Genomic DNA, 24,645 nt, shown 5'->3' with positions numbered 1-24,645 from the left:
TGTGCCTGTCTGGCCTCAGAAGTTTTCAGAAACAGCCGGCAAGAGGCATCGCCACCGTGCGCGAACCAGACCGTATCATCCGGATGAAAACTGTCCTCGCCAGAACCGGCCTGTCCCGGTCCACGATCTACCGCAAGATCGCCGAGGGCACGTTCCCGGCCCAGCTCAAAATCAGCACCCACGGCTCGGGCTGGCATGAATCCGATATCGACCGCTGGATTGCAGATCCAGCTGGATGGCGCCCAGACAGAGAACAATGAATATACAGCGACAAGTGGAAGCGCGCCGTTTTTATGGAACGAAAGAGCTGCCGGCACCGGCAACGATGGACGCGATTTCGCTAACCCGAGAGACGGTTGGCGTGTCGATGCAACGTATCGCGCAGACATGGTCCAAGCAGATTGACCATGTGACTTTTAATCATGGGGTCCCGGGTTCGAGTCCCGGCGCGCTCACCAAACTCACCGCGTTATCAGAGACTTACCGCATCGCAGAAAAGGCCACACGTGATCAACCCGGTCCGTGTGGCCAATTTGTGCCCAAAATGCTTACGGATGCCAATCGCTGCCCTGCATGGCTCGCGGGCGTTCGATTGCTCAGACCGAAGAATTGCTACAGACCATGCTATGATTGGTTCTCTCAACGTGTCGCTGGAGTTAGCGCCCCGCCTGCTCCGATGATCCAAAGCCGTCGCAGCAATCAGGCAACCCCGATCAACTTGGCGACCGCAAAAACCCCTAATAGCCCTCCTCTGACAGCCACCGCACCCGCTCAAAGTGGCTGTGATATGCGCGCCGCGTCCGATCTGGCTCCGCGTCCGGGTCGCGATGCAGCACGATCCGCGCCACCTCGCGCCAGTCGGCTCCAGCGTCGGCGGCATCGAGAAGCCGGAGGTAAGTGACGAGATGGTCCTCGTCGTACTCGGTCAGGACCTCATCGGCGGGCGCCAGGTCGGCGACATCTGGATCAAGCGGCGGCTTCTGCATCGGCGCTCCGGGAGGACTAACGATCTTGACGGCGAGGATTCCGTCCATCGACGCCTTTACCAAGGCAAGCCGGAATCTCGCAGGTCATATCACGTGAGCTTGACGGGCTTACCTCTTGGGGTTGAATGGCCCGATGAAAGCGGGGGCCGTCATTGTTCTGCTGGGGCTGACCGCCCTGGTATCGTATTCGGTTGGGCGGCAAGGCGCGCCCGGCAACGACACGTCGACTCCTGCACCTGTCCCCGCCCCAGCCGCGCAAATCGCCCCGACCAACCCGGTAGCGTTTGCACCGGTCACGGCCGAACCGATGAGCCCGCCCACCGTCACAACGGCGCCCGATCGCCGAGTTGGTCAGGCACCGACCACTCTGGCGCCGCCAACCAAACCGGAAAGCGATCGCCAGCCCGCTCCAACGCAGGCCAAGCTCGCGCCGCCAGAGAAGCCGACCGCAGCCGATACCAAACGCAAGGTGGAAACCGCGCTTACGACCGCCGCCATCGTCGCGATCCTCATCAAGGCGAGCCGAGAGCAGTACTACGCCACAGGCCACCCGTGCGCTTGTCCGGACGATCTGATGAGAAACGGCAGAGCGTGCGGCGCACGCAGCGCTCATTCAAGGCCCGGCGGCGCTTCGCCCCTTTGCTATCCCGCAGATGTCACACCCGAGATGATTGATGCTTATCGTCGCCAAGCGACTCGGGCCAGTCAGTGAGCATGAATCGGTATCGCACTGAGGTTGCTGCTCGACGACTGCCATGGTTGTCTCTCATCATTAATGAAACTAATGGGAGATAATCTATGTTAAAGCTCGCTTTGGTGTTCGCCTTGACGACTCTGTCCGCTGGCGCAGTTCATGCTCAGTCTTACGGCTATGGGACAGGCTCAAACCCTAGCACTCACAGCTCTTCTGGATACACGCGGAGTAACGGCACCTACGTCGCTCCATACGTCGCGACCAATCCGAACAACACGCAGCGCGACAACTACGGCACCAGCGGCAACTACAATCCCTATACCGGCGCAGTCGGCCACCGCACGCCACGGTACTGAGCTCCTCGTCGAGAAGGAGACGCGCGAGCAACCGCTCATCTTGGAGACCACTCGGCATATTGCCGCGGTCCGGTCGCGCGCCTCATAGTTGACAGGCAATCCTCTGCATAACCTTGTCGTTCCTGACATACCCGTTGCGAGGTGCAGCAGATTTGACCGTGCTCACGATAGCCCCAGTGGCTTCGTCGAGCCGAAGGAGCTTCCAACCAAACGGCTCGTTGCTGGTGCTCCCGCCACTGGTTTGCCAAACCCGCATCACGGCGTTTCCGTCGCGAGTGAAACCCACTGCGTGCACTTCAACGCAACGAGAGAACCCGTCGTAGCGCAGCTCTAAAACGAGCCCTTTGGACAGAGCTTCGCAGGCGGTCTGCACCCACATTGTCGCCTCCCGAGTGATCCCTGCCTCGCGCTCGCGAGTTGCCTACATGCAGTTCGTCCGGTATTGGCCCACGCCCAAATGCGTCGTTGTGCAGCGCTGAGGCGGAGGCGGCAGCGGCGCGAGCGCTGGCACTGATGCAGTCGATGTCGCAGCGGCCGCTTGCGGTGGTGGAGGTGCTGCAGCCAATACGGCGTCGGCCGTCTCATGAGCCGACGCTCGGGTTGCACGGCATTGAACATAAGCCGGCGAGCCCGGCTGAGCACCGTAGCTCCTGCATTCTTGGTCGTCCTTGGCCGCGAGTTCGGCCCTTATCTCTTCGGACGACCTAAAGCAGCCGGTCAGCAATGGCCCGGCCAGAAGAACCAACAGCAAGTATCGCATTACCCCGCCTCCCCGGCGGCACTCAACCTCAACTTGGGCGGGAGATCAAGGCAGCTCTGCCGCAATTGTGGTTCGGCCGTTTTCCACCGCAAGACCTAGCGGCTTCCAGAAAACTGCGATCGGCGCGATCATGAGCGATGAGTACCAAATCGCGCGAACGCCTCTACGGGACGGCCATTCGCATTGCAGCGGAGCAAGCCGTTCGCGCGCGCCAGAAGGCGGACCGCCTCGCCTGCATCGCCTGGAACAAGCTCATGCTTGAGGCTGGCGGACCGGCGCAGCCATCCCCTACCCTTGGCGACGCCTTGAACGCAGGCTTCGGCTATCTTGAGGTCCGATGCCTCGGCTGCGACACCAACCAGACCGTCGCGCTCGACATCGTCCGGCGTCCGAAGACTACGCCGATACACGAGCTGGAGCGGTACATGCGCTGCAAAGACTGCTCGCAGCTGCGCGGCCATCCATACAAGCGGAGCGCGCTGGTCGCGTTGCGCGAGAGCAGGATTTCGGCGGCACATCCGGCTTCGGTCTGGTGGCCTGGAGAGCGATGAGGAGAACGATATGAGCGGAAAGGAAATGGCTCCTTGGGGCACAGCAATCGTCAGTGACCTCCTGAGCTTGGCACAAGTACCCGGGGGCAGCGTTCTGGGTAAGCTTGGTGATCGGTACCTAGAGCAAAGGAGAGCGGAGGCAGCCAAGATATTGATTGAGGAACTCAGCAAAGGCTCGTCTGAGCCGATCAATTTCGCTGAGAGCGATGTCGATCCTATGATTGAGATCACCTATCGGTTCGCAAAGGCTGTCGCCGATGGAGCGGCAAAGGAGAATCTCAGACTTCTTGCTCAGGTGATCGCGGGATTGAAAAGGAACAAGGCGTTAGACCCCGACAAATTCCGAAAATGGGCCAACATTCTTGAACAGCTGACGCGCGACGAGCTGATGCTCATTGGTAAAGCTATCGCCATCAGGCGGAAGATTACCGCTGCTGGGATTGGTGCGCCGAACGATTTTTGGCAGCAGTTGACCTCCGAGATGACTGCAGGAAGATACAGTCGAGACGAGATCAACTCTCTTTGCACGGCCGTCTGCCGCACTGGGCTACTCATTCAACTGAGCGCTCTCAGCGACGTGTACTACACTGCAATGCCCTGGCTAGACGAGTTGGCCGCACTTGCAGATGTTGAGGGGATCGTCAATACTAAATAGCCAAACTTTGCAAGTCCCAAGTTCAATTGTATCCGATCCCGACTAATCGAGCCGCAACGGCCGCGCTATTTCATACCGTCCCCAGCCGAGGACATTCGAACATCGTTGCGTGAAAGCCGGATTTCAGCAGGCTGATCTGACGTCAGCGTCGTCGCAGCGCGAACGCTTATATTGGTTTTGTTGTCCGAGCATGGATTCAGTGATGAGCGACGTTCCGACGGTCCAAGTAACGCTTAACCCCAATGCGGTCAAATCGGCTGCTCAGTTGGCGGCTGCTGAAAGCAACGAAGCCGTGTCGCTCTTCTTGAGCTCGCTGGAAACAGCGGACCTCTCTCAATCCCCGGCGCCTCCGCAGAATTTCATGAACTATCGACTTACCGCGGCATATACAGCCGAGCAGCGGCGCAACGCATTCAGGACGTGGATTGTAGCGAAGGGAATCGGAGAGCTGGTCCGTGGATTGAGACAGACGCTAGAAGAAGCATATCTATTCTCATACGGCCTGAAAGAGTTGCCGGGCAGGACTACGGCGGATGAGTTGGAGAAGCGCATCGGCGAAATAAAGCGCCGAGCGAACAATGCAAACTTCCCCCAACTGATCACTGCCGTCCAAAGCCAACTCACATCAGCTATGTCATTCGAGAAGGAGATATTGTCTCTCGTAGCCGTGCGCAACTGCTTGGAGCATCGCCATGGCATCGTTAGCTCAAAAGACGCCGATGCTAATGGACAACTGTCCTTGACGCTACCTCGATTGCAGGCCTTCACAATTGTCGATGGAAACGAAGTTGAAGTCGGCCCAGGTTTCGTTGCAGGCGAAGGCGGCGCTGCGATCTCACTCAGACGTGTAAATCGAGAGCGCATCTATCAAATCAACGACAAAATTGAACTCGATGCCACGGAGTTTCAAGAGGTGGCGTTTGCATGCCATCTCTTCGCTGAGGATGTCGTAAGCAAACTTCCCGTGATCTAGCTCGATGTGCAATCTCTACAGCATCACCACCAACCAAGCAGCAATCGCCGAGTTGTTCCGGATCGTGCGGCGCTATGAGGGCAACCTGCCACCCATGCCTGGCCTGTTCCCGGACTATCCGGCACCGGTCGTGCGCGGCAACGGCGATGATCGGGAGATGGTCCTGATGCGATGGGGCATGCCGCCGCCGCTGCGAACCAGCGGGCCGCCGGTCACCAACATCCGCAATACATCGTCCCCGCATTGGCGAGGCTGGCTGAAGCCGGAGAACCGCTGTCTGGTGCCGTTCAACAGCTTCGCCGAATACGCGCCGGAGCCGAATCCGGAGACTAAGAAGAAGGACATTGTCTGGTTCGCCATGTCCGACGATCGGCCCCTCACCTGCTTTGCTGGCATCTGGACCGAGTTCGAGGGCGATCGCGGCACCAAGTCCAAGCCGGTCCCCGGCCCGCATCTGGTCTATGGGTTCTTGACGACCGAGCCCAACGCCGTTGTCGCGCCGATCCATCCGAAGGCTATGCCGGTGATCCTGACCTCGGCCGAGGAGCGCGAGGTCTGGTTGCGCGCGCCGTGGGAGGAGGCCAAGGCGCTGCAGCGACCCTTGCCGGACGATGCGCTGAAAATCGTGACACGCGGGGGCGACAAAGAAGACCCTGCTCTCTGAACTCGGGGTCACCAAGGCTGCGCACCGGGGGGAGACAATGACGAGACGAATTGACCTCAGAGTTGCGCGAACACGCCGGGTGGTTGGAGCGCAAGATCATCGACACTCAAAGGCATCTAAGCCAGGAAAGACCGGAACGTGGCAAAAACGACCCTGCCAGCGGCGCCACAAAGGCGCCCCTCAGGGACAGCTCTAAACCCGTTGTGTTCAGCCGATCAGTAGCGACCATATCCGCTCTGGCAGGTTGAACTCAGCAATCTGACGGGCAAACTCAAGGATGCGAAAGCCGAACCACGGAAGCACATATCCGATAACGCCTACAGCAAGGACCCCCTGAGCGGCCACGCCAAGACTCACACCGAGGAAGGCCTGAGCGGTGAGGACTAGCGCGATCCAGGCGCGATCAAAAGTCGGGACTGCTTTGCCGTCGGGCAGAAATCGTAGCAAAACCGAAGGCAGTCCAGGAACGCCTCGCACAAACGCAATGCCGCCGATCGCCAAGTTTGCGAAGCTCGGGATCATTGAGGAAATAAGCAGGGCGTAGAGCCACCAATGCTCCGGATCGCTTGGACGGACGACAAGGCCATCGAAAAACTCTCTCAGAGGTAGAATCGGTTTGCCGCCGCTATGAACCGCGACCGTTTCGAAAGCCTGGACTCCGATCACCATGGCCACCGCCAAAAGCGCAATGATGAATGCGGCCAGCGCGGCGTCCAATAAGGCAAAAGCGTACGGAAACCAGCCTCCACATTCTTGACCACGGCGAAGCAGAGCCCTTGTTAGACCCAGCGATGCCCAATCAAAGGGGGCGTTTATGAGCGTCAGCAAAACGATGAATAGCAAAAGGGCGCCTACGTCCTTCCAATCTGGACCTGATGCTACAGCTAAGGGGAAACTGATGCACAAAACGATCATGGTGGCGACAAAGACCGCTAGAAATAGCCCGTACCGCAGTTTCGCAAGCGCGACGTCGCTAAGGAACTTGAAAACACTTGCGAGAACGAAAACGCCAGCAAGCGTCTCGATGAGCGCGCTGGTCTGAATTGCGGCGAACGTCGCAATTACAGAGACCACGGCAGCCAGAGTGCGGGCACCACTTGAAACGCCACCACTCAAGCTAGCGTAAACGCTAGCGAAGGCGAGAGCGATACCCATAAACACAAGACTAGCGCCAGTGACTCTAGCGCCGTAGCCGGCGAGAACCACGCCAACAGCTAGAAAAACCAAAGTCTTGAACCAATTTTCGGAACGGTAAGCCCGCGACAGGGGTACAGAGCTAACAATGATCAGGAGCACCCCAGCGAGTCGTCGCCACCAAGAGATGCCCTCCTGGAGACCCAATGCGTTCCCAGCAGACCCGACATGGCCAGAGATCGTCCAGATTAGTAGGATAGTCGCAACGGGATAGACTAGAGCCAGCAGCAAGCAACAATCGAACGCAGGCGCGGTCCATAGCGGAGACGGTGTCTTCAATCCGAAGGCGCGGGGAAACAACGTTCGATCCGCCATGTTAGCATCACCGAGGAGCCGCTCGATTCCATCAAGGAATGTGCTCAGGCCCCTGCTGTAGATGCGTGCTGCAACATTCCCCCCAGAAAGACTATCACGAAGCCGGTCGTAAGCCGCGCGTGCCGGACTCCCCTTTCGAGCGCCACCGGCGGCGAGAACCCCAAGATACCTTTTGTACATCAACGAGAACACGAGACCGCTTAATCCGCCGAAAGCAGTGAGCACAGCAGTCAGAACTGGAGACAGCTGGCCTGATTCTCCGGATAGCCAAAAAAGCGCAGCAACCACCCCGCTGGATATGGCGGGGCCGACAATGTTTAGGAATATGCTGTCTGGCGATTGGGCAGTCACCAGCGCCACCTCGCATGGTCTGAAATAGAGACTCAAAAAAAGGTTGTAGGGTTGCTTTGGTACATTCTAATCGAGCGGTCAATCGCCCTCCGCGAACCATTGCCGTTCTCGGAGCAGGCGGAGCGAATTTCCTCAACGCACCGAAAACGAATACCGCAGCACGGCCGTTATGCCCGAGTGGATCGCCGTCAGCGCTACGGGGCGGGTCGAGCCGGCCGCCAGTTGCTCGTAAGTGCCGTCCGACCTCATCGCGAGCTTCTGGACGATCCGGCTCGGAATGATGCGCTCGCCCTCTCCGGCCGGTGTCAACTCGTATCCTGCGTCTCTCAGCTCGCTGGCCAGGGACATTTCGGGCAGGCATTCAACGACGACCGGGTCGGCCCCCGGCAGCGACACGATCCAACCTCCGCGTGCCGTCACCCACCGATTGAGATCGGCGAACCGCTCCAAGCGGCTCTTCTTCTCGGCCACGCCCATCGGGATGTAGTGCGCCTTATCCTTCGGCTTCATGGGCGAGCGCCATCACTGCGTTGACATACTGCTGCAACACCTCGCGGAGCCCTGCCACGTCGCGGTTGGTGTTCTTGGGGGCGTAGCGCATGGTCGTAAGCCGGACGACGACATTCGCGGCAAGGTTCTCGACATCGCGCAAGGCATAATCTTGGCGGGTCGGGATCGACATCAGTGCACCCTGACCCGGATTGACCCGGCAGCATCGGGGCCGAACCGATCCAGAACCGCGGCAACGACATCGGCGCGAGTCAACGGACGCGGTGCCTCGACGCCGGACGGACACCAGGGATGGGGCATACGGTCATGCATCCAAAGGTCAACGGCGGCATGAACGGCCGGATCATCGCTGTATGTCACCCCTGCCCCCCATATTGGCCGGACGCTAGCATCGCCAAGTAGCGCCGTTTATTCGAGGCATAGAGGCGCTCTTTGTCGTCATCCGACATGTGCAGCCCGCTGACCGCACCGAAGGAATTCCGAGCAATGGCCCGCTCCTCGGCGGTCAACGTGATCGGACCGCTCTCCTGCCTTCCCGATCCAGTGGGGACGCCGCGCGAGACCGGCGCCGAGACAGGCACACGGCGAGCCGGAGCCGGACCGGGGCGTCGCGGCAGCGGTGCCGCCGATGTCGGGGAGGCCTCGATTTGAACTTGCTGGGCCGGGACGGTGGCGGATGCCGCATCGGTCCGCATAGCCCCTGTTCGGGTCCGCTCGATCAACTCAAGGTCGGCTGTGACACCCCCGACAATGCGCCGCTTCATCTGCTCCGTGTCATCGGCGACGCCGTCCGCCAAGGCCGCCGCGTAATGCCGAGATGCCAGCGGCGCGATGGACGGGTCCATGAGCCTCGGGTACTGCTTCAACGTCTCGCGCTTGAACTCGGAGATGCCGGCGATGCGGTCAATCTGCTCCTCGATAGTCGGCAGGCGCGGCGGCGGCTGTTTCGCCAGCTCCTCGGCGCGGCGCTGCGCCTCTAGCGCTTGCTTGATTGGGTCTTCCGGTAAGCCATCGGTCGCAGCATCTGCCGATGGTTCGGACGGTGTACCTGGCGGCGGCACATGGTCGACGACCGGCACCACGCCACCGTCCTTGAAAGCCAGTGGCTTACGATACTTCCGACGGGTCACCATCTGGTCACCGAGGGGCTTGAGGTCAGGTGCTGACGCGGTGGACGTCCGGCATGTAGTCGTCCTCGCCGACATGGTTCTTGTCGGTCCGGCCGGGTCCGCCTGCCTTGGGCTTCTTCTGACCGCGATGGTACGAATTCTCGCTCGCGCGGTTGGCCCAATAGTCCAGCGTCGACCGGTCCCGGCTCTCGCCGGACGGGCCAGCCTGCCGTTTGTATTCGCGGAGCCTTTCCAGTCGTGACATCGGTCTCTCCTATCGGCTGCGGGTCTGGAAGGTCGTGACTTCCATCGGTTGCCCAAACTCGTCGACCCGGACGTTGGCATCGCGCATCTGTTGCTCTGGCCGATGACCGCGCGCGGCCTCCTGCAGATATGAGCTACGCGTGCGGTTGAGATATTCGGCGAGGGCAACGGCGACATCGCCGCGCGTGCCATAGATGTTCGAACATGGCCGCGTTCCTGCGGGGTGCTCGATCTGCGCTGACCACTGTTTCGGGTTGTTGTTCATCTGCGTGGCGCGGGCAATCCGCTTGGCGCCATCGGCCTCAAGCTCGACGATGTAGACCTCTGCAACTCGGCTACTCTTCAAGGTCAGAACCATGGCTCACCTCCGGACCGTGCCCTGATCGTCGCGGTAGCTGCCGTCGCGGCGCATCTGCTGGTACTTCGATTTCTGGCGCGCATACATTTCGATCTTCTGATCGCGCGACAGGTTAGGGTTCTGGCTGAAGTTGCCGGCGACCTGCATTTCTTCGTCGCTCAGGCCATACGGGTTCTGCTTCCGGGCCGCCGCCTGCGTCTGCGTGTAGTGCGTGTTGGCGCGCTGCATGAGCGATACCTCCTGCGCGTCCAATTCCAGGATGCGGTGCGCAGCGTAGTTCACCCTACTGGGGTCCTCGTTCATGCGACCGGCTTCAAGCTCGGCATTCAGCTCGGCCCGTTCGGCTGCGATGCGCTCGGCCTGCGCGGTCATGATGTCTTCGTAACTGTACGCCATGGGGTCCTCCATCAGATTGGGTCTGCAGATGCGCCGCGACTGGCGCCGTTGGAATGCGGCTGTCGCAGCGCTGCGAGCGCACCATGCTGCATCAGATGCACGTTGAGCGCCTGCCGCAGATGGTCCGATCTGTCCATCAACGATGCCTCGGCGAGCACCTGCAGCGCGTCGAATTGCTCTGGCGTGGTCCAGAACTCCAACTTGATCGGAAAGCGCGGTTGTTTTGCCATTACAGCATCCTGTCACTTGCATCCAGCGAGCCAGCGCTCATGCCGGCCGCGTCCGTACAGTGTCGCGCCATTGACGCGGCACAGCGCCACCGCTGCAATCGCGGAAATCGGCCAACGCATCCGCGAGCCGATCGTTGGCCTTGTTCAGCTTGTTGGGGGTGCCGCCGCGCCGGTAGTCCTCCATTGCTTTGCGGACATCGTCCTCAGCAGCAGCGATCTGAGCGGCGTATCGTTCGAGGTTGGCCATAACAGAAGCCTTCTAGGCAAACGGCATTGACGCGTTCAGTTTATGAGAATGTTCCGTTACAAACAGAAAGTTGTTAGTTATACAACGGAGCGCCAACATGATGCCAAATTACGTCACGGCTGCGTCGGGCAACATCTCGCCCTGGAGGCTCGTCAACTGGCACACGACGCCAATCAACATTGGCTTCGGCATTCTCGTTTCCGGTCTCTCCAGCCAATACACACTGCAGGTCACCTTCGACGATCCGACAAATGTCTATCCATCGTCTGCCGGACCGACCGTCTTCAGCGCGTCTGCAGTGAGCGCTATCGTCACTAGCTCCATGAACCAGGCCGGCGTGATCACGCAGCCGATCGCGGCATGGCGGATCAACAACACGTCGACTGCAGGGGTGGTGACGGCCACCGCTCTGCAAGCGGGCATCGGGTGATGGTTGGCGACGACAACGTCATCTCCGAGGGACGCAAGGCTCTGGCCCGTATCCGTGAAGGCGAGAAGCTGTCCTTTCAGGACTGGTGCGCAGTCGGCTGCGCCTGTCGCATCGGACGCCGCGAGGCGATGACCTTGGCTAAGGTCAATTCGCCGAAGGGGACGGCATACAGCCTCCGCATGAACGGGTGGCTTGCCGAGCATGGCCTCGGCGACATCAGCCGCATGGATCAGTTCTGGTCGGTGCAGATGGCCGACAACGCCGAGGCGATCGCGGCATGGCGGGACGCCCTGCCCGACGCCAAGCGCTGCCGATTCACGACGCCCCATGGGATCGTCAGCGGTTGGCAGAGGAGCTTGCAATGCCCATCGCCAAAGCTACGGAACACCGTCCAGAGGCCGCGCGCGGCGTGGAAGGCCAAGGGGGCTCCGATCGGCATTCCTGGCGAGATGATCCGGCGCGCCGCCCTCGCCATGCGCGAGGAATGGTCCAACGACGTCTTCGTTCTTGCTCGCGTTGCGCTCCAGGCGGCGTTCCGCACTGAGATTGATGTGATCGAGTTGCTTCCGAAACACGGATGTCGCGGCAATCGAGGTCAGGGTAAGATCGGCATCTCCCACGTTGCATAGGCGCAACCGGATAACCCAGCTACTCCATGGCACGCTTTAGCCAATCTGGGCCGCATTCTTCGTCTGCACAATTATGCTGATCGCAAAGCTGCCCTTCGGCTCTCACTGGTTGGTTCGACGGGAACGCCTTGAAGTCAAAATGGGTCATGGGTCGGGCAAAATAGCAGTACTCGGTGAGATGCCACCCGCCAAATATGTCTTGATATCTAATAATACCTGCAGCGCCCAGCTTCGGGCCAGACTGCATCTGGTTGAATGACTCTGGGGTAGCCCCTACCGTCTGCGCCACAGAGCTCCCTTTTGGTCCTATTAATCTGTTTGCTCTTGGCTGCTGTTTCGTTGAGTCGTCCCACGGGAAGCCACCGGGCAGACCGACATATCCTTGAGTGAATGTCGTCATCCTTCGGGTCTGTGTATTTCCGGAGTTCTCGATAAGCGGAGACGCTATCCATATGCGGTTCGACTCTGTTGGCTCTTGATATGTGATATATTGGAACGAGTTTGATAGAACAAAAGCTCGGTTCGCAACGATCGTGCCCTGGTACGCAATCCAGGCTTGCCAACCCGAAAATCCCGCTGCGCCGAAGCCAGTTATCGCAGCAATGAACCCTAGCAGAGCGGTTATATAATCGAGCCAGTGCTTTCGGTCAGGCTGGATGATGCGTCCGTCGAGTGGAAGGGCGTCATTCGTCCGACGATCGCCCTTGCCCGCATCGAGGCGCGCCGGAGCAGGTCTTGTGTTGGTCTCCGAGATGCGCCCGTTGCGCTTGCCGCGCTTCTGATTCATCGCGTCCCTCCTCAAAAGGGTTTATCAAAATTCTCGATACCATTCCTGATGAATTGCCGCAGGTCAGAACTGTATGTTGGAAGGTCTTCTTCTCGGAATCGCAGGTCGGTCCGCAGAAATTCGGAGTGATACGACAGGTGCAGCTTAAGGTTCTTTTCCCATTCATCTCGGTCGAATTCCAGCAACTCCTCGGCGGCCCAAAGAAAGTGGGCGACAAACCATTCGTACTTCTCCTTGTTGATAGAGGGCTTCCCGTCAGCCAGATCGGGATACTGGACACACAGCTTCAAGAACTCGCGAAATGTTGCATTCGCCGTAGTCTCACGTTGGTTCTGCCGGTTGAGATGAAATTGCCGCCACGCGATCGCAACGGCAACCACCGCAACGAGCGCGGTGACGAGCGGCGCGAGCTTGGCCCATTCCTGAGCGTCATTGAGCGTCATGCTCCGCCCTTCCCCGTCGACAAGAACATCGGTGGCAACAATTCTACCCCGTTGCAGCGGCATGCGATGGGACGACCGTTAATAGTGCAGCGATTCTGTGCGGTCGAAACGAGGCAGCGTTGCATGGCCAGAGTAGCGACAGCAACAATAACAACACGGGGCGCGTTTACGGTTGAAGAGACAAAGGCCGCCGAGTTGATCAACCCGGCGGCCCCGAACTATGCCTCAGAAATGATGCTCTGCCCTCAGCGCTCCGGACCCTCGCACTGGCCCATGGTGTGGGCGCTCGCGCTCGTCATTCGCTCGCTCGGCGTTGCATCGGCAGCCAACATGCCCGCATCGCTCATGGCCCGCAAGACAGACGATGCCGCTGTCGACACCCAAGCTGGGACTCCGAACACCTGAAAACGGGTCCCATCTGCGCGGACGCGGAGTCCCAAAAACGGGTCCCCCTGGATACGGGTGTGGTGGCTATCGGAACGGACTCTTGTCCATGAGGCGTATGACAGCCTCGTAGACAGCTGCAGACTCCAAAAACAGCCCGACGCGACCCAGCCAACGCGCAATAATACGCAAAAGTCCGACTGTAAGGATGTGCAGCTCCATCAACGACCATGTCGGTAGCAGGTACGAAAACGTCAGCAGCTTGATCATGAGGTGGGTCCCCGGACACGGTGTGGCGGCGGAGAGGGGGGAACAGATTTTCACCAGGAGGTGTTTTCCACCCAGGGGGTACCCCCATGGGTCCCTCTCCCCTCCCCCGGGGGGCGGGGCGGCGGGGTTGGGCGGCCTGCCGTGGCGCGGCGGCAACACCATCGGCATCGATCGGTCGTCCGGTGTCCCGTTTCCCGAAGGAATGAGAACGTCATGATTTCAATCACGGAGTCCTGGGTTCGAGTCCCAGCGCGTTCACTCCCCGCGCATCGACTATCCCGACCTCCGACGTGATCCCGTTCCGAGCCACGCGATCCTGTTGCTTGATAGGTCACGCCCGCTCCAGGCGGTCCCCTACGCCCGGCGCAGTCCCTCGTGATGTGCGCGTGAAGGCGACGCTACGGGCCCTTTTCTCGAAGCGCGACTTGAATCGCAAGGTCTACTTACGACTCAACTTCCTAACCACGTCGACCGGGTCGAACCCCAGGATCTTCCCCAGCTCAATAAGCTCGACGACATCAATCCGGCGTTGACCAGATTCCATGTGGGTGACCCAGGACTGGTAGACACCCATCTTTTCAGCCAGGTCGACCTGTCTCAACCCTGCAGCCTTCCTGTGCTCGACCAGCATGGCGGCAAGCTTCTTCTGCAGGGGTGATGTGACCGTTTTCGGCATCTCGGCCTCACGAGGGGGCCAGAGACATAAAACGACTTTTCAGATACCGATAAATTCGGTATTCTACGGGCCACGCTATTCGCTTCGCGGGGGCTTCAATGGGAATGCCGCTCCGTCTCATGCAGCGTGGCTGCAGGCCCGGGCGCTGGCGCACACCATGACCAATACATGCAATTTCCCCTGGAATGAGTGTCGAGGGGCAAATGGACAACGTACCGTAAGGGCGAGGCGATGAATCCCACTACCTCTCTGAGAGCGGAAGAGTCGAATGCTCGGAATGAGCTTTCACTGGATCGGACGCCTGCAGCTGGGCAGCTTGATCCCGATTTTGCGCTTGTCCAATTAGACACGACCTTTATCACGCTGTTGTCGGAGATTTCTGCGTTAGAGTCCCATCGCGTTGATGAGCGAGAGCCCCCAGATGCAGAGAACGTCCGCTCGGACGACGCCAGCCAAACGCAGAAAATCGAATCGGTGCTGGCTCGTCTGGCGCCCATCGAGCTGGCAATCATGGCTACGCCGGCGCGGACGATCGTAGGCCTGGGCATAAAAGCTCGCCATGCAGCGCACGTTGTGTCAGAACATTGGGACGCGCCTATTGAGCAAATGGAATGGGATACCCGAGTGGTTCGGCTCCTGATTGAAGCGATTTGCAAAATAGCCGACGTGCGGTTGCCGTTTCCGAACGACGCGGACGGCGCCTCTCTTGCATGTCAGCGAACTCCAAACTTGTGACCTCAGTCGCGCGAAAGCGATCCGTCGCCCGTAATCTACGCGCATCAGCAACGATCAAGACCGTAAGCATCCACTAAACTGATCCCCGTGAATGCGATATCGGCGGATGTAGGTTCTCATGCTGAGTACTTGTTCGGGCTCCCGATGGCGAGCTTCATCGGGTCGCTATGCGCAATGTGCCGGCCAGCGTTGGCCTAGCGTATTGGACTACTAACACTAGAGATTTGCCCTGCGAGCACCTTCTCGGGAGGCCGTCGAGGGCGAATGCGCAGCCAAGTATGCGAGCGGGCATTTCAGGCGCGCATCGAAATGATCTTTTGATCCGCGCCTCCGCTCGACGCACAGAACGTTGCCCAATCGGACATCAGCGATTTCCGCTTCTCGAACAGGTCGCCTCGGCGGTAAGCGGCCTCAACCTTGCTACCAATCGTGTGGGCGAGCGCCATCTCGACCACTTCATTTGGATAATTCGTGGACTCGGCGGCCCAATCCCGGAAGGTCGAGCGGAAACCGTGCGCAGTTAGGTCCATCCGTCCCATACGATCCAGCAAGGCCAGCATGGCCATATTGCTGAGCGGCCTGTCGCGCTTGCCACCCGGAAACAGATATGCCCGACCCTGCACCTCCCGCACCGTATCGATGATGGCGAGCGCAGCTTCCGACAACGGAACGCGGTGCTCCTTCGAGGCCTTCATGCGCCCGGCCGGCACCGTCCAGACCTTGTCCTTGATTTCTTCTGGTCGCGCACCAATCACCTCGCCGGTGCGGGCGGCGGTGAGGATCAAAAACTCGAGTGCGCGCGCTGCGACGCCCTCTTGCGCGCCCAAGGCGGTCATGAATGCGGGTAGCTCATCATAGGGCAACGCCGCGTGGTGCTTGACCATGCGCACCTTGGCACGTGCCGGCAGCAGCTTGTCGAGATGGCCCCGCCACCGAGCTGGATTCTCACCCTGGCGAAAGCCCCGCACGGTCGCCCAATCAAGCACAGCTTCGATTCGACCACGCAGCCGCGAGGCGGTTTCCGGCTTCTTCGACCACAACGGCTCGATGATTTTCATCACCAGCGCGGTGTCGATGCTGTGCACCGAGAGCGAACCGATCACCGGCTCGGCATACGTCTTCAGCGTCGAGCTCCATTGCGCCGCGTGCTTGGCGTTGCGCCAGCCGGCGCTGTGGGCCGCCAGATACTGCTTGGTGCATTCCTTGAAGGTCAGCGCGGCGGCGGCCTCCAGAGCGGCCTGAGCGCGGTGCGCTCGGCGCGCCTCGATCGGATCGATACCTTCGTAGACCTGCCGTCGATATTCAGCTGCCTTTGCCCGCGCTTCGGCCAGCCCAAAGATCGAGAATGAACCGAGGCCCATTTCGCGGGAGCGGCCGCGAAGGGTGAAGCGGAAGATCCAGGACTTGGCAGGGGTGCTTTGGCCGTCGCCCGTGACCTGCAGATAGAGGCCGGCGCCATCTGCGTACATGCCAGGCTTCTTGACTTTGATTACCTTCAGTGCCGTCAGGCGGCCCACCAGATGCGCCATCTCTGCCTCGCAGCCTTACCCACGATGCTACCCACATCCTAAACGCGTTTACCCACGTTCTGGGGCGAACTCGCGCGGACGCTTGAGGGCATCAAACGCTAAAATTGCGGCTATTTTTCAGGGGGTTGGCGGACGACAGCGAACAGATGCGAACACTGGGCTGGCGGAGAGAGTGGGATTCGAACCCACGGTACGGTTTCCCGCACACACGCTTTCCAAGCGTGCGCCTTAAGCCACTCGGCCATCTCTCCGGCGGCCCTCTCTTGGCGGGGTCGGAGGCGTTTTGCAAGCCGGGAGGGACCTTTCGGGCCAAATTTCCTCCAAATCACTGATGAAAATCACCAATCTGCTGCGGCGGGGGACCGATTCGGGGGGCGTTTGGGCTGCAGGCGCGGGCTGGTGAACCGACCCGCGCGATGCCACGACCACTGATTTGCCGTCCGCAGCGCTGCACCGCCAAAATGGATCCGCCGCCATGCCGTCACTCCCCCGTCTCGCCGTCCTGCTGACCGCGGTGCTCAGTGTTGCCGCAGCCGGAGACGCGCATGCCGATCAATGCACCAAGCAGGGCGTCGACGTGACCTGCGACGACGGCCGCAAGGGGATCTGGCAGGGCGACGCGATCCTGTGGCCGGACGGGACCAAGTCCAGCCTGAAGCCGCATCCGTCGGTGATCGTGGGCAACAAGGCCTCGGTGGTGGTCGGGCCGGGTGTGTTCGTCGGCCAGGGCAGCGGCATGGTGCCGATGGACAATCCGAGCTCACCGAACAAGCTGCGCTGCGCCGTCCTGGAGGGCGTCGCGTACTGCCATTGACGGCCTGGGGCGCAGGAGCGCCCTCATTGCTGCGACCGTGCTAGTGGTAACGGGCGCTCGACGATGCGAGGCGGCTCGTGAGAAAGCTCGCCGGCGCCTCCGGCAGAGGTCCGATCTCGACCGACTCCGCGGCCTCGCTGTCCTGCAATGACTCGATAAAGTCCGCGAACCATTGCTGAATCGAATGGCGGCGCAGCTTGGTCATCAGAATCTCGTAGCGCATCCGGCGCTCGTTGAGCGGCATCGCGAGCGCCATCGCAATGGTGCGGGCCATGCCGTCGATGTCGTGCGGATTGACCAGCAGCGCGGCATCGAGCTCGTTGGCAGCGCCGGCGAACTTCGACAGCACGAGCACGCCGGGATCGACCGGACTCTGGGCGGCGACATATTCCTTGGCGACGAGATTCATGCCGTCATGCAGCGGTGTGACGACACCGACCTGCGCGCTGCGATAGAGGCCGGCCAGCACGCCCTGGCCATAGCCCTTGTTGAGATAGCGGATCGGCGTCCAGTCGACCTCGCCATGGCGGCCATTGACCTCGCTGACGAGGCGCGCGACCTCGCTCTGCAGATTGCCATAGGCCTCGATCGATTCGCGGGACGGCGTCGCGATCTGCAGCAGCGACACGGCGCGCAGCAGGGCCGGATGCATCGTCCACATCCGATCGAACGCGTTGATGCGGTTGACGAGCCCCTTCGAATAATCGAGCCGGTCGACGCCGATCGCCAGCTTCTCGCCATGCAGGCTGCGGCGCAGCCGCGACACGTCGGGATGCGACGCCGCCTTGGCGGCGGATGCAGCGAACTTGTCGGCATCGATGCCGATCGGAAACACCGCCAGCCGCGTGTGGCCGTGCCGCGACCTGACCACCCCATCGCGCACGAGCACGCCGAGATCGGCGCGGATGCAGGCGGTGAAATTGTCGCGATCGTCCTCGGTCTGAAAACCGATGAGGTCATAGGCGAGCATCGCGGTGACGAGCTCACGGTGATTCGGCACGCTGTCGATGACGCTGCGTGCCGGCCAGGGCGTGTGCAGGAAGAAGCCGATCCGGCTCTTCACTCCGAGTGCGCGCAGCTCCGCACCGAGCGACAGGAAGTGATAATCCTGAATCCAGAACAGCGTGTCTGGCTTCTGGAACCGCAGCAGCGCGCGCGCGACGAACGAATTGACCTCACGATAGGAATGATAGTCTTCCTGCGAGACGCGGATCAGATCGCTACGGGAGTGGAGCGCCGGCCACAGCGCCGAATTGGCGAAACCTTCGTAGTAGCCGGCATAATGCGCCGCCGGCAGATCCAGCAGCGCCAGCGCGCCCTGGCCGAGCTGCTCGACCTGCGCAATCGGTTCCATCTGCGCACCATCGCGCACACGACCCGAGGAACCGACCCACACTGCCCCAGAATTTTCAACAACGGGCAGCAGAGCTGCCGCAAGTCCGCCGGTCATTGGCTCGTTGGCTTTGCCACGGGCCACCCGATTCGAAACCACGACGAGGTTCACAGCTCCCCTCCTGTTGGTCATGTCGGTTAACAACCGTTCATCAATATGGTTCCAGGCCACCCTTTCAACCAATTGAAACCAAATTCAGGCAAGCCCGCGGTGTAATCACAGCGGGGAGCAAGTCAGAACATTTCTAATCAATGACGATGCATGCAGACGCGAACGCCATGCATGTGGAACTCCTTGAGGAACTAACAACGCGCCTGGCGGTCACCGCGACGCGATGGAATTAGTTCCACTCCCTGCGAGCTGGGCGAGAAAGGCGCGCACGTCGTCCGGCGCGTCGAAATGTCCGTCGACGCCGAGCGCGCGGCGGCCGACCGAGAACGACAGGCCGGCGAAATCGGGCATGATTGCAAACACGGTTTCATCGGTGACATCGTCACCGATGAAGAACGGCCTGCGTCCGGCGAATGGCGCGTGCCGCATCAATTCGCGCACGCCGCTCGCCTTGGTGAACCCGGCATGCTTGATCTCGCAGACGCATTTGCCGGGCAGCACCTCGATCGGCGCACCGGGCAGCTCGGCGCGAATGCGCGACACCTCCTCGTAGATCACCTTCTCCGCCTGCGGCGCGAGACGATAATGCAGCGCCAGCGAATAGCCCTTGTCCTCGAGCAGAATTCCGGGGCTGAGCCTGGCGATCGCAGCCAGCCGGCGCTTGAGTTCCTTGTCCAGAGGCGGCGCCTTGACGGCATCGGCCTCACTGCCGCCGGCGAGGCGCATCTCCGCGCCATGGCCTCCAACGGCGGGATAGACCTCGGGCGCAAAGATCAGATCGATGTCGTTGAGCGAGCGGCCGGAGACCAGCGCCAGTGCGCCGGAGGTTCGCTGCAGCAGGAGGTTCAACGTCTCGGCCAGCCCCGGCGGCACCCACACCTCGCGCGGCGTCGGCGCGAGATCGAGCAGGGTGCCGTCGATGTCGAGCAGGATCGCGACCTCGTGCAGATGCGGCACCAGGCTCGCAGGCGCCGGGACGATCTCGGGCGGCTCGGACGTGGCAGGCACGGTGAGGTCGGTATTCTCGGACATCATCAACTACTCCATCACGGCAAGCGGGCGCGCGACCTGCTCGAGCGATTTGCGCTCCGCGGCGATCGCATATCGCCAGGCGACCAGCGCCGCCACCCCCATCAGCGCCGCGCCGAACAGATAGCCGGCAAACACGGCGCCGCGCGCGCCCGAATCAAGCAGCGCGCCGAACAAGGCGGGGCCGGCGACGCCGCCGATCCCGGTGCCGATCGCGTAGAACAGCGCAATCGCGAGCGCCCGCACCTCGAGGGGAAAATTCTCCGACACCGTGAGATAGGCGGCACTTGCCGCGGGCGATGCGAAGAAGAAGATCACCATCCAGGCGGCGGTCTGCGTCTGCGCGCTCAACACGCCGATCGAGAACAGATAGCCGGTGAGCGCCAGCAGCAGTCCGGAGATGCCATAGGTGAAGGTGATCATGGCACGCCGGCCGAGCGTGTCGAACAGACGGCCGAGCAGCAGCGGGCCGAGCACGTTACCGGCCGCAAAGGGGAGGATATACCAGCCGACGTGATCGGACTTGATGCCGTAGAAGTCGGTCAGCACCAGCGCGAAGGTGAAGAAGATCGCATTATAGAAGAAGGCCTGCGCGATCATCAGCGTCAGCCCGACGAGCGAGCGCTGGCGGTAGACCGAGAACAGCGTGTGCGCGACCTCGCGCAGCGGCGTGTGATCGCGCATCCGCAAACGCATCTTCGGCAGGGATTTAGCGCGCTCCTCGCGGTCGTGGCCGGTGACGTCGCGCTCGATCGCGGCGACGATGTCATGCGCCTGCTCGGGATGGCCATGGATCATCAGCCAGCGTGGGCTTTCCGGGATCCACATCCGCATGATCAGCACGAGCAGGCCGAGGCAGGCGCCGATGCCGTAGGCCAGCCGCCAGCCGACATCAGGGCCGGCGAAGGCCGGATCGAGCAGCACGATGGCGCCGACCGCGCCAAGCGCGGCACCCAGCCAGAAGCTGCCGTTGATCATGAGGTCGGTCCAGCCGCGGTAGCGGGCCGGCACCAGCTCCTGGATCGTCGAGTTGATCGCGGTGTACTCGCCGCCGATGCCGGCGCCGGTCAGGAAGCGAAACAGCGCGTAGGTCGCGACATTCCACGACAAGGCGGTCGCAGCGGTGGCGGACAGATAGAGCGCCAGCGTGATGAAGAACAATTTGCGGCGCCCGATGCGATCGGTCAGCCAGCCGAAGCCGAGCGCCCCGATGACGGCGCCGGCGAGATAGGCGCTGTTGGCGAGACCGATGTCGAGATTGGAGAAGTGCAGCGCCGGGCTCTGCTTGAGCGCCCCCGACAGTGCGCCGGCGAGCGTGACCTCGAGCCCGTCGAGCACCCAGGTGATGCCGAGCGCCAGCACGACCCGGGTGTGGAACGGGCTCCAGCGCAGGTCGTCGAGACGTGCCGGGATATTGGTTTCGATGATGCGCTCGCGGCCCGGCGCGGCGCCGCCGGGTTGCGGCGCTGGGGTGACGAGGCGGAGATCGGGTGCGGAGGCCTGTCGGGGTGCCATGGGATCACACTGCGACGGCGCGGGTCGCACCGCATGCTTGACCGGAGAGGGTGGAGCAAATGCGGCAGCTATCTCCTGCCGCTGCGACCCAACGTCTCGCCGGGGGCGAGGTTCCCCTTGCCGGCTGCGGGAACTCTGAGCGCCACCGCGGGTCCGAGGGCACCAATCCCAGGGCTCTATGCCGCGTTCTCCTCAACTGTCGTCCCGGACGAGCGAGCGAAGCGAGCGCGACCCGGGATCCATACCGCGTGATGCAGGATGCGGGCGGGCGATTGATACCACCCGGCACATGGCCGCCGCGGCGTATGGATCCGCCAAGTTCGCGGGGATGACCCCGGAGAATTGGGCGGCCAGCTTGGGGCAGCCGTGCACATGCACTGCCGAGAATCCCAGTCCAGCGCCCCTACGCCGCGCGAATATTCGCCATGAATCGGTTGAGCTCCTCGCGTAGGCGCGCGCTCTCCGAGGACAGCGACTGCGCCGAGCGCAGCACCTCCTCCGAGGCTTCGCCGGTCTGAGTCGCACCGCGATTGACCTGGCTGATGTCGGTGGCCGCGGCCTGCGTGCCGGCCGCGACGCTCTGCACGTTCCTGGCAATCTCCTGGGTCGCTCCGCCCTGCTGCTCGACGGCGGTGGCGATCGAGGAGGCGATGGTGGAGATCTGGCGGATGGTGCCGCCGATCTGCTTGATCGCGGCAACCGATTCCTGGGTCGCGGCCTGCATGCCGGAGATGTGGTTGGAGATGTCGTCGGTCGCCTTGGCGGTCTGCTCGGCCAGCGACTTCACCTCGGAGGCCACGACGGCGAAGCCGCGGCCGGCGTCGCCGGCGCGCGCCGCCTCGATGGTGGCGTTGAGCGCGAGCAGGTTGGTCTGCTCGGCGATCGCGGTGATCAGCTTGACGACGTCGCCGATCTCCTGCGCCGCGCGCGACAGCTTGCCGATGCGGCCGTCGGTCTCCTCGGCCTGCATCACCGCGGATTCGGCAATTCGGCTGGACTCGCGCACCTGCCGGCCGATCTCGTTGACCGAGGCGGACAGTTCGTCGGTCGCGCTGGCCACCGAATGAATCCGGCCGGTCGCCTGATCAGAGGTGCCGCTGACGCGGCCCGCCAGCGACTGCGTCGTCTCGGCGGTGCGGGTCAGGGTCGAGGCGGCGTGCTCCAACTGCGCGGCCGAGGTCGAGACGTTGGAGACGATCGAGCCGACCGCCGTCTCGAATTCGTTGGCGAAGCGGATCAGCTCCGCCCGGCGGGCGGCGCCGGCGGCCTTGTTCTGGGCGTCCTGCGTTGCCGCGTCGCGCTCGGCCTTCGCCACAGCCTGAAGCTTGAACTCCTCGACCGCGGACGCCATCTCGCCGATCTCGTCGACACGCCCGAGGCCGGGCAGCCTAACGTCGAAATTGCCGGAGGCGAGCTCGCGCATCGCCTTGCACATCGTGATCATCGGCTTGGAAATGCCGTTGCCGAGCATCAGGGCCAGCGCCGCACCGAGCGCCAGGCCGCCGACCGCCAGGATCGCGATCAGCCGTTCGATCTCCGTGATGGTGTTGTTGGTTGACGCCTCGATGCGCTGCTGGTCGGCCGCGAGTCCGGACCTCAGCCCGTTGGAGAGTGCGAGGATCTCGGTGGCCGCGCCGCCCATGTCCTGCACCAGCTTCGCCAGGGCCTTGGAATTGTCCGAGAACTTGATGAAGGCGGCGCGGTATTGCTTGATGAGCTCGCCGAGCTCGGTGACGCGCTGCGTGATCTTCTCGTCATTGGCATAGATCGTGACCAGCGACGTTTCCAGGAAGCGTGTCCTGGCAATGGCGCCGTCGGCCGTCTTCTGATCCGGCTTGGCCAGGAAGGTGCCGACCAGGGCGGAGGCGGTCAGATATTGCCCGGTCAGGTCCTTGGCTGTGGTCTGCACGGTGGGCAGGCCCGCCAGCGCGGCCGTATCGGCAAGATCATCGAATTTGAAGCGGATCTTGTTGCCGACGATCCCGATCTGATCGGTCGCCAGCTTGGCGTTGTCGCGGGTCAGGCCGACGATGTCGGAGAAGATCTTGGCGAAGGTCTGAAACTGCGTCTGCAGCTTGCCGAGCTGCGCCCGGCGCTCCGCCGTGCTGGTCGCCGCCATCGACTTGTCGATCGCGGCCTGCAATGATTGTTGGGCTGCCGTGGCCGCCGCCTCGTCCTCGGGCTTTCCGGTCAGCGCAAAATAGCGCGCGAGGGCCTGATAGGAGATGAGCTCGCGGTCGATCGTTCTGGCCACATCGGCCTCGGCGACGCTTGCCCGATAGGATGCGACGGCCGCCGCGACCTGCTCGAACCCGACATAGGCGAAGCCGATGCTGGCGGCGGAGATCGCCAGCACGACCGCAAAGCCGAGAAATATCTTGGCGCGAAAGCGCAGGGTCAGAAAATTGCCACGCCGCGACTGCGGCGCCAAATGCGCAGACATTCCCACCCCCGAGAGTCCATTCTTAATATGGCCAGAGCCATCCCGCGTGGATGCAGAGCACCCCAGCGTGATCAAAACTACGTCACAATGGCTAAGGGTCAGTAAATGAGCAGCATCGGCATACTGCCCTGCCTCCGGCCTGCGGGCGGCCACCACACAGATGCGACCGAATCGCCGGAGGGCTGCGCAAGACGTCGCAATGACAGCGCCGATGAAAATTCGAGTTGCAAAGTCCTGAGGGCGCTGTTTCTAATCAGAATAAGAACAATTCATCGGGAGGTTACTCGTGTCGACAGTCAAATTGACAGTGAACGGCAAAGCGGTCTCGGCTGAGGTCGAGGATCGCACCCTGCTGGTGCACCTGTTGCGGGATCATCTCAACCTCACCGGCACCCATGTCGGCTGTGACACCAGCCAATGCGGCGCCTGCGTCGTCCATATCGACGGCCGGGCCGTGAAGTCCTGCACCGTGCTGGCCGGCCAGGCCGCCGGCGCCAACGTCACCACCATCGAAGGCATCGCCAGGGGCGACGAGCTGCACCCGATGCAGGCCGCCTTCCGCGACAATCACGGCCTGCAATGCGGCTATTGCACCCCGGGCATGATCATGTCGGCCATCGATATTGTGCACCGCCACGGAGGCGAGCTCGACGAGGCCACGGTGCGTGAGGAGCTGGAAGGCAACATCTGCCGCTGCACCGGCTATCACAACATCGTCAAGGCCGTGCTCGACGCCGCGGGCCGGATGAAGGTCGCCCAGGCCGCCGAATAAGGGCTGCCGTCGGCTTTCGACGTCTTTCAAGCAATACCGAGACCACGACCGCTGCGCGCGATGGCCGCGGCG

Annotated in this window: 32 protein-coding genes and 1 tRNA gene; 12 read left to right on the top strand and 21 right to left on the bottom strand. The window is 61.8% G+C overall.

Going from position 1 to position 24,645, the window contains the following annotated elements; genetic code table 11:
- The first annotated feature begins 56 nt into the window (after positions 1 to 56).
- Positions 57 to 260 (top strand): helix-turn-helix transcriptional regulator, encoded by a 204-nt coding sequence (locus HL666_RS14850; protein ID WP_172182160.1) that lies wholly within the window; start codon positions 57 to 59, stop codon positions 258 to 260.
- 477 nt (positions 261 to 737) lie between these two features.
- On the opposite strand, the gene HL666_RS14845 is transcribed toward HL666_RS14850, so the two are convergent.
- Complete coding sequence (locus HL666_RS14845) at positions 738 to 986, bottom strand: DNA -binding domain-containing protein (RefSeq protein ID WP_172182158.1); 249 nt, start codon at positions 984 to 986, stop codon at positions 738 to 740.
- Positions 987 to 1,119: 133 nt separating this feature from the next.
- Here HL666_RS14845 and HL666_RS34200 point away from each other — a divergent pair, with 133 nt between their 5' ends.
- Positions 1,120 to 1,698, top strand: a complete 579-nt coding sequence (locus HL666_RS34200) for a hypothetical protein (protein WP_246741545.1) — start codon at positions 1,120 to 1,122, stop codon at positions 1,696 to 1,698.
- Positions 1,699 to 2,118: 420 nt separating this feature from the next.
- Here the strand turns inward: HL666_RS34200 and HL666_RS33985 are convergent, their stop codons facing one another.
- Positions 2,119 to 2,415 carry a hypothetical protein gene (locus HL666_RS33985; RefSeq protein WP_210261908.1) on the bottom strand — a complete coding sequence of 99 codons (297 nt, stop codon included), beginning with the start codon at positions 2,413 to 2,415 and terminating at the stop codon, positions 2,119 to 2,121.
- Between the two features lie 518 nt (positions 2,416 to 2,933).
- Between HL666_RS33985 and HL666_RS14835 the strand changes: the two genes are divergently transcribed.
- The 4 genes from HL666_RS14835 to HL666_RS14820 all read left to right on the top strand — a co-directional run bounded on the left by HL666_RS14835 (position 2,934) and on the right by HL666_RS14820 (position 5,639).
- Positions 2,934 to 3,347 (top strand): hypothetical protein, encoded by a 414-nt coding sequence (locus HL666_RS14835; protein WP_172182156.1) that lies wholly within the window; start codon positions 2,934 to 2,936, stop codon positions 3,345 to 3,347.
- A gap of 10 nt (positions 3,348 to 3,357) precedes the next feature.
- The gene (locus HL666_RS14830; protein WP_172182154.1) at positions 3,358 to 4,002 is read left to right on the top strand and encodes a hypothetical protein; all 645 of its coding nucleotides are present in this window, start codon (positions 3,358 to 3,360) and stop codon (positions 4,000 to 4,002) included.
- Positions 4,003 to 4,204: 202 nt separating this feature from the next.
- Positions 4,205 to 4,975 carry a hypothetical protein gene (locus HL666_RS14825; protein ID WP_172182152.1) on the top strand — a complete coding sequence of 257 codons (771 nt, stop codon included), beginning with the start codon at positions 4,205 to 4,207 and terminating at the stop codon, positions 4,973 to 4,975.
- A gap of 4 nt (positions 4,976 to 4,979) precedes the next feature.
- Entirely contained in the window at positions 4,980 to 5,639 is a 660-nt protein-coding gene (locus HL666_RS14820) for an SOS response-associated peptidase (protein ID WP_172182150.1), read from the top strand.
- A 207-nt stretch (positions 5,640 to 5,846) separates the two neighbouring features.
- Here the strand turns inward: HL666_RS14820 and HL666_RS14815 are convergent, their stop codons facing one another.
- From HL666_RS14815 to HL666_RS14775, 9 genes are all read right to left on the bottom strand, one after another.
- Positions 5,847 to 6,935: a hypothetical protein gene (locus tag HL666_RS14815; RefSeq protein ID WP_172182148.1), complete on the bottom strand. Its 1,089-nt coding sequence runs from the start codon at positions 6,933 to 6,935 to the stop codon at positions 5,847 to 5,849.
- Between the two features lie 696 nt (positions 6,936 to 7,631).
- Positions 7,632 to 8,009 (bottom strand): hypothetical protein, encoded by a 378-nt coding sequence (locus HL666_RS14810; protein WP_172182146.1) that lies wholly within the window; start codon positions 8,007 to 8,009, stop codon positions 7,632 to 7,634.
- On the bottom strand, positions 7,993 to 8,181 hold the full coding sequence (locus tag HL666_RS14805; protein WP_172182144.1) for a hypothetical protein: 189 nt from the start codon (positions 8,179 to 8,181) through the stop codon (positions 7,993 to 7,995). Before HL666_RS14805 ends, HL666_RS14810 begins: the two co-directional genes overlap by 17 nt.
- 184 nt (positions 8,182 to 8,365) lie before the next feature.
- A complete protein-coding gene (locus tag HL666_RS14800) occupies positions 8,366 to 9,091 on the bottom strand; it encodes a hypothetical protein (protein WP_172182142.1) in 726 nt (241 codons plus the stop codon).
- A 73-nt stretch (positions 9,092 to 9,164) separates the two neighbouring features.
- Positions 9,165 to 9,383, bottom strand: coding sequence for a hypothetical protein (locus HL666_RS14795; protein ID WP_172182140.1), 219 nt, complete (start codon positions 9,381 to 9,383; stop codon positions 9,165 to 9,167).
- A 9-nt stretch (positions 9,384 to 9,392) separates the two neighbouring features.
- Positions 9,393 to 9,740 (bottom strand): hypothetical protein, encoded by a 348-nt coding sequence (locus HL666_RS14790; RefSeq protein ID WP_172182138.1) that lies wholly within the window; start codon positions 9,738 to 9,740, stop codon positions 9,393 to 9,395.
- Between the two features lie 3 nt (positions 9,741 to 9,743).
- Entirely contained in the window at positions 9,744 to 10,136 is a 393-nt protein-coding gene (locus HL666_RS14785) for a hypothetical protein (protein ID WP_172182136.1), read from the bottom strand.
- An 11-nt stretch (positions 10,137 to 10,147) separates the two neighbouring features.
- Positions 10,148 to 10,366, bottom strand: a complete 219-nt coding sequence (locus tag HL666_RS14780) for a hypothetical protein (RefSeq protein ID WP_172182134.1) — start codon at positions 10,364 to 10,366, stop codon at positions 10,148 to 10,150.
- Positions 10,367 to 10,403: 37 nt separating this feature from the next.
- Complete coding sequence (locus HL666_RS14775; protein ID WP_172182132.1) at positions 10,404 to 10,613, bottom strand: hypothetical protein; 210 nt, start codon at positions 10,611 to 10,613, stop codon at positions 10,404 to 10,406.
- Positions 10,614 to 10,710: 97 nt separating this feature from the next.
- Between HL666_RS14775 and HL666_RS14770 the strand changes: the two genes are divergently transcribed.
- Together HL666_RS14770 and HL666_RS14765 are read left to right on the top strand one after the other, a co-directional pair.
- Positions 10,711 to 11,043, top strand: a complete 333-nt coding sequence (locus HL666_RS14770) for a hypothetical protein (protein WP_172182130.1) — start codon at positions 10,711 to 10,713, stop codon at positions 11,041 to 11,043.
- Positions 11,043 to 11,672: a hypothetical protein gene (locus HL666_RS14765; RefSeq protein ID WP_172182128.1), complete on the top strand. Its 630-nt coding sequence runs from the start codon at positions 11,043 to 11,045 to the stop codon at positions 11,670 to 11,672. Before HL666_RS14770 ends, HL666_RS14765 begins: the two co-directional genes overlap by 1 nt.
- Positions 11,673 to 11,691: 19 nt before the next feature.
- Here HL666_RS14765 and HL666_RS14760 read toward each other — a convergent pair whose 3' ends face one another.
- The gene (locus HL666_RS14760; protein WP_172182126.1) at positions 11,692 to 12,459 is read right to left on the bottom strand and encodes a hypothetical protein; all 768 of its coding nucleotides are present in this window, start codon (positions 12,457 to 12,459) and stop codon (positions 11,692 to 11,694) included.
- Between the two features lie 11 nt (positions 12,460 to 12,470).
- Positions 12,471 to 12,902, bottom strand: coding sequence for a hypothetical protein (locus HL666_RS14755; RefSeq protein WP_172182124.1), 432 nt, complete (start codon positions 12,900 to 12,902; stop codon positions 12,471 to 12,473).
- 123 nt (positions 12,903 to 13,025) lie between these two features.
- On the opposite strand from HL666_RS14755, the gene HL666_RS14750 reads away from it, so the two are divergent.
- A complete protein-coding gene (locus HL666_RS14750) occupies positions 13,026 to 13,307 on the top strand; it encodes a hypothetical protein (RefSeq protein WP_172182122.1) in 282 nt (93 codons plus the stop codon).
- A 66-nt stretch (positions 13,308 to 13,373) separates the two neighbouring features.
- Here HL666_RS14750 and HL666_RS14745 read toward each other — a convergent pair whose 3' ends face one another.
- Both HL666_RS14745 and HL666_RS14740 read right to left on the bottom strand, forming a co-directional pair.
- Complete coding sequence (locus HL666_RS14745; RefSeq protein ID WP_172182120.1) at positions 13,374 to 13,556, bottom strand: hypothetical protein; 183 nt, start codon at positions 13,554 to 13,556, stop codon at positions 13,374 to 13,376.
- A gap of 439 nt (positions 13,557 to 13,995) precedes the next feature.
- Positions 13,996 to 14,232 (bottom strand): helix-turn-helix domain-containing protein, encoded by a 237-nt coding sequence (locus HL666_RS14740; protein WP_172182118.1) that lies wholly within the window; start codon positions 14,230 to 14,232, stop codon positions 13,996 to 13,998.
- Positions 14,233 to 14,463: 231 nt separating this feature from the next.
- Between HL666_RS14740 and HL666_RS14735 the strand changes: the two genes are divergently transcribed.
- Positions 14,464 to 14,967 (top strand): hypothetical protein, encoded by a 504-nt coding sequence (locus tag HL666_RS14735; protein ID WP_172182116.1) that lies wholly within the window; start codon positions 14,464 to 14,466, stop codon positions 14,965 to 14,967.
- A 293-nt stretch (positions 14,968 to 15,260) separates the two neighbouring features.
- Here the strand turns inward: HL666_RS14735 and HL666_RS14730 are convergent, their stop codons facing one another.
- On the bottom strand, positions 15,261 to 16,496 hold the full coding sequence (locus tag HL666_RS14730; protein ID WP_172182114.1) for a tyrosine-type recombinase/integrase: 1,236 nt from the start codon (positions 16,494 to 16,496) through the stop codon (positions 15,261 to 15,263).
- A 161-nt stretch (positions 16,497 to 16,657) separates the two neighbouring features.
- Positions 16,658 to 16,747, bottom strand: a tRNA-Ser gene (locus tag HL666_RS14725).
- 224 nt (positions 16,748 to 16,971) lie between these two features.
- Here HL666_RS14725 and HL666_RS14720 point away from each other — a divergent pair.
- Positions 16,972 to 17,310, top strand: coding sequence for a hypothetical protein (locus HL666_RS14720; protein WP_172110423.1), 339 nt, complete (start codon positions 16,972 to 16,974; stop codon positions 17,308 to 17,310).
- Positions 17,311 to 17,350: 40 nt separating this feature from the next.
- Here the strand turns inward: HL666_RS14720 and HL666_RS14715 are convergent, their stop codons facing one another.
- The 4 genes from HL666_RS14715 to HL666_RS14700 all read right to left on the bottom strand — a co-directional run bounded on the left by HL666_RS14715 (position 17,351) and on the right by HL666_RS14700 (position 23,801).
- Positions 17,351 to 18,814 (bottom strand): alpha,alpha-trehalose-phosphate synthase (UDP-forming), encoded by a 1,464-nt coding sequence (locus HL666_RS14715; protein ID WP_172110424.1) that lies wholly within the window; start codon positions 18,812 to 18,814, stop codon positions 17,351 to 17,353.
- 210 nt (positions 18,815 to 19,024) lie between these two features.
- Positions 19,025 to 19,849 carry a trehalose-phosphatase gene (otsB, locus tag HL666_RS14710; protein WP_376698596.1) on the bottom strand — a complete coding sequence of 275 codons (825 nt, stop codon included), beginning with the start codon at positions 19,847 to 19,849 and terminating at the stop codon, positions 19,025 to 19,027.
- 3 nt (positions 19,850 to 19,852) lie between these two features.
- Complete coding sequence (locus tag HL666_RS14705; protein ID WP_172110425.1) at positions 19,853 to 21,358, bottom strand: MFS transporter; 1,506 nt, start codon at positions 21,356 to 21,358, stop codon at positions 19,853 to 19,855.
- A gap of 403 nt (positions 21,359 to 21,761) precedes the next feature.
- Positions 21,762 to 23,801, bottom strand: coding sequence for a methyl-accepting chemotaxis protein (locus HL666_RS14700; RefSeq protein WP_172110426.1), 2,040 nt, complete (start codon positions 23,799 to 23,801; stop codon positions 21,762 to 21,764).
- Between the two features lie 286 nt (positions 23,802 to 24,087).
- Here HL666_RS14700 and HL666_RS14695 point away from each other — a divergent pair, with 286 nt between their 5' ends.
- Positions 24,088 to 24,573 (top strand): (2Fe-2S)-binding protein, encoded by a 486-nt coding sequence (locus tag HL666_RS14695; protein ID WP_172132422.1) that lies wholly within the window; start codon positions 24,088 to 24,090, stop codon positions 24,571 to 24,573.
- Positions 24,574 to 24,645 lie beyond the last annotated feature (72 nt).

The organism is Bradyrhizobium aeschynomenes (assembly GCF_013178945.1).
Lineage (GTDB): Bacteria > Pseudomonadota > Alphaproteobacteria > Rhizobiales > Xanthobacteraceae > Bradyrhizobium > Bradyrhizobium aeschynomenes.
Note: the sequence above shows the minus strand (reverse complement) of the source record. Positions and strands in the feature narration are given on the sequence as shown.

What these genes read in the sequence shown, in the direction of transcription:
- HL666_RS14845 (WP_172182158.1), bottom strand. Translation starts at nt 986, where the DNA reads ATGCAGAAGCCGCCGCTTGATCCAGATGTCGCCGACCTGGCGCCCGCC.
- HL666_RS34200 (WP_246741545.1), top strand. Translation starts at nt 1,120, where the DNA reads ATGAAAGCGGGGGCCGTCATTGTTCTGCTGGGGCTGACCGCCCTGGTA.
- HL666_RS33985 (WP_210261908.1), bottom strand. Translation starts at nt 2,415, where the DNA reads ATGTGGGTGCAGACCGCCTGCGAAGCTCTGTCCAAAGGGCTCGTTTTA.
- HL666_RS14835 (WP_172182156.1), top strand. Translation starts at nt 2,934, where the DNA reads ATGAGTACCAAATCGCGCGAACGCCTCTACGGGACGGCCATTCGCATT.
- HL666_RS14830 (WP_172182154.1), top strand. Translation starts at nt 3,358, where the DNA reads ATGAGCGGAAAGGAAATGGCTCCTTGGGGCACAGCAATCGTCAGTGAC.
- HL666_RS14825 (WP_172182152.1), top strand. Translation starts at nt 4,205, where the DNA reads ATGAGCGACGTTCCGACGGTCCAAGTAACGCTTAACCCCAATGCGGTC.
- HL666_RS14820 (WP_172182150.1), top strand. Translation starts at nt 4,980, where the DNA reads ATGTGCAATCTCTACAGCATCACCACCAACCAAGCAGCAATCGCCGAG.
- HL666_RS14810 (WP_172182146.1), bottom strand. Translation starts at nt 8,009, where the DNA reads ATGAAGCCGAAGGATAAGGCGCACTACATCCCGATGGGCGTGGCCGAG.
- HL666_RS14805 (WP_172182144.1), bottom strand. Translation starts at nt 8,181, where the DNA reads ATGTCGATCCCGACCCGCCAAGATTATGCCTTGCGCGATGTCGAGAAC.
- HL666_RS14795 (WP_172182140.1), bottom strand. Translation starts at nt 9,383, where the DNA reads ATGTCACGACTGGAAAGGCTCCGCGAATACAAACGGCAGGCTGGCCCG.
- HL666_RS14790 (WP_172182138.1), bottom strand. Translation starts at nt 9,740, where the DNA reads ATGGTTCTGACCTTGAAGAGTAGCCGAGTTGCAGAGGTCTACATCGTC.
- HL666_RS14785 (WP_172182136.1), bottom strand. Translation starts at nt 10,136, where the DNA reads ATGGCGTACAGTTACGAAGACATCATGACCGCGCAGGCCGAGCGCATC.
- HL666_RS14780 (WP_172182134.1), bottom strand. Translation starts at nt 10,366, where the DNA reads ATGGCAAAACAACCGCGCTTTCCGATCAAGTTGGAGTTCTGGACCACG.
- HL666_RS14775 (WP_172182132.1), bottom strand. Translation starts at nt 10,613, where the DNA reads ATGGCCAACCTCGAACGATACGCCGCTCAGATCGCTGCTGCTGAGGAC.
- HL666_RS14770 (WP_172182130.1), top strand. Translation starts at nt 10,711, where the DNA reads ATGATGCCAAATTACGTCACGGCTGCGTCGGGCAACATCTCGCCCTGG.
- HL666_RS14765 (WP_172182128.1), top strand. Translation starts at nt 11,043, where the DNA reads ATGGTTGGCGACGACAACGTCATCTCCGAGGGACGCAAGGCTCTGGCC.
- HL666_RS14760 (WP_172182126.1), bottom strand. Translation starts at nt 12,459, where the DNA reads ATGAATCAGAAGCGCGGCAAGCGCAACGGGCGCATCTCGGAGACCAAC.
- HL666_RS14755 (WP_172182124.1), bottom strand. Translation starts at nt 12,902, where the DNA reads ATGACGCTCAATGACGCTCAGGAATGGGCCAAGCTCGCGCCGCTCGTC.
- HL666_RS14750 (WP_172182122.1), top strand. Translation starts at nt 13,026, where the DNA reads ATGGCCAGAGTAGCGACAGCAACAATAACAACACGGGGCGCGTTTACG.
- HL666_RS14745 (WP_172182120.1), bottom strand. Translation starts at nt 13,556, where the DNA reads ATGATCAAGCTGCTGACGTTTTCGTACCTGCTACCGACATGGTCGTTG.
- HL666_RS14740 (WP_172182118.1), bottom strand. Translation starts at nt 14,232, where the DNA reads ATGCCGAAAACGGTCACATCACCCCTGCAGAAGAAGCTTGCCGCCATG.
- HL666_RS14735 (WP_172182116.1), top strand. Translation starts at nt 14,464, where the DNA reads ATGAATCCCACTACCTCTCTGAGAGCGGAAGAGTCGAATGCTCGGAAT.
- HL666_RS14730 (WP_172182114.1), bottom strand. Translation starts at nt 16,496, where the DNA reads ATGGCGCATCTGGTGGGCCGCCTGACGGCACTGAAGGTAATCAAAGTC.
- HL666_RS14720 (WP_172110423.1), top strand. Translation starts at nt 16,972, where the DNA reads ATGCCGTCACTCCCCCGTCTCGCCGTCCTGCTGACCGCGGTGCTCAGT.
- otsB (WP_376698596.1), bottom strand. Translation starts at nt 19,849, where the DNA reads ATGATGTCCGAGAATACCGACCTCACCGTGCCTGCCACGTCCGAGCCG.
- HL666_RS14705 (WP_172110425.1), bottom strand. Translation starts at nt 21,358, where the DNA reads ATGGCACCCCGACAGGCCTCCGCACCCGATCTCCGCCTCGTCACCCCA.
- HL666_RS14700 (WP_172110426.1), bottom strand. Translation starts at nt 23,801, where the DNA reads ATGTCTGCGCATTTGGCGCCGCAGTCGCGGCGTGGCAATTTTCTGACC.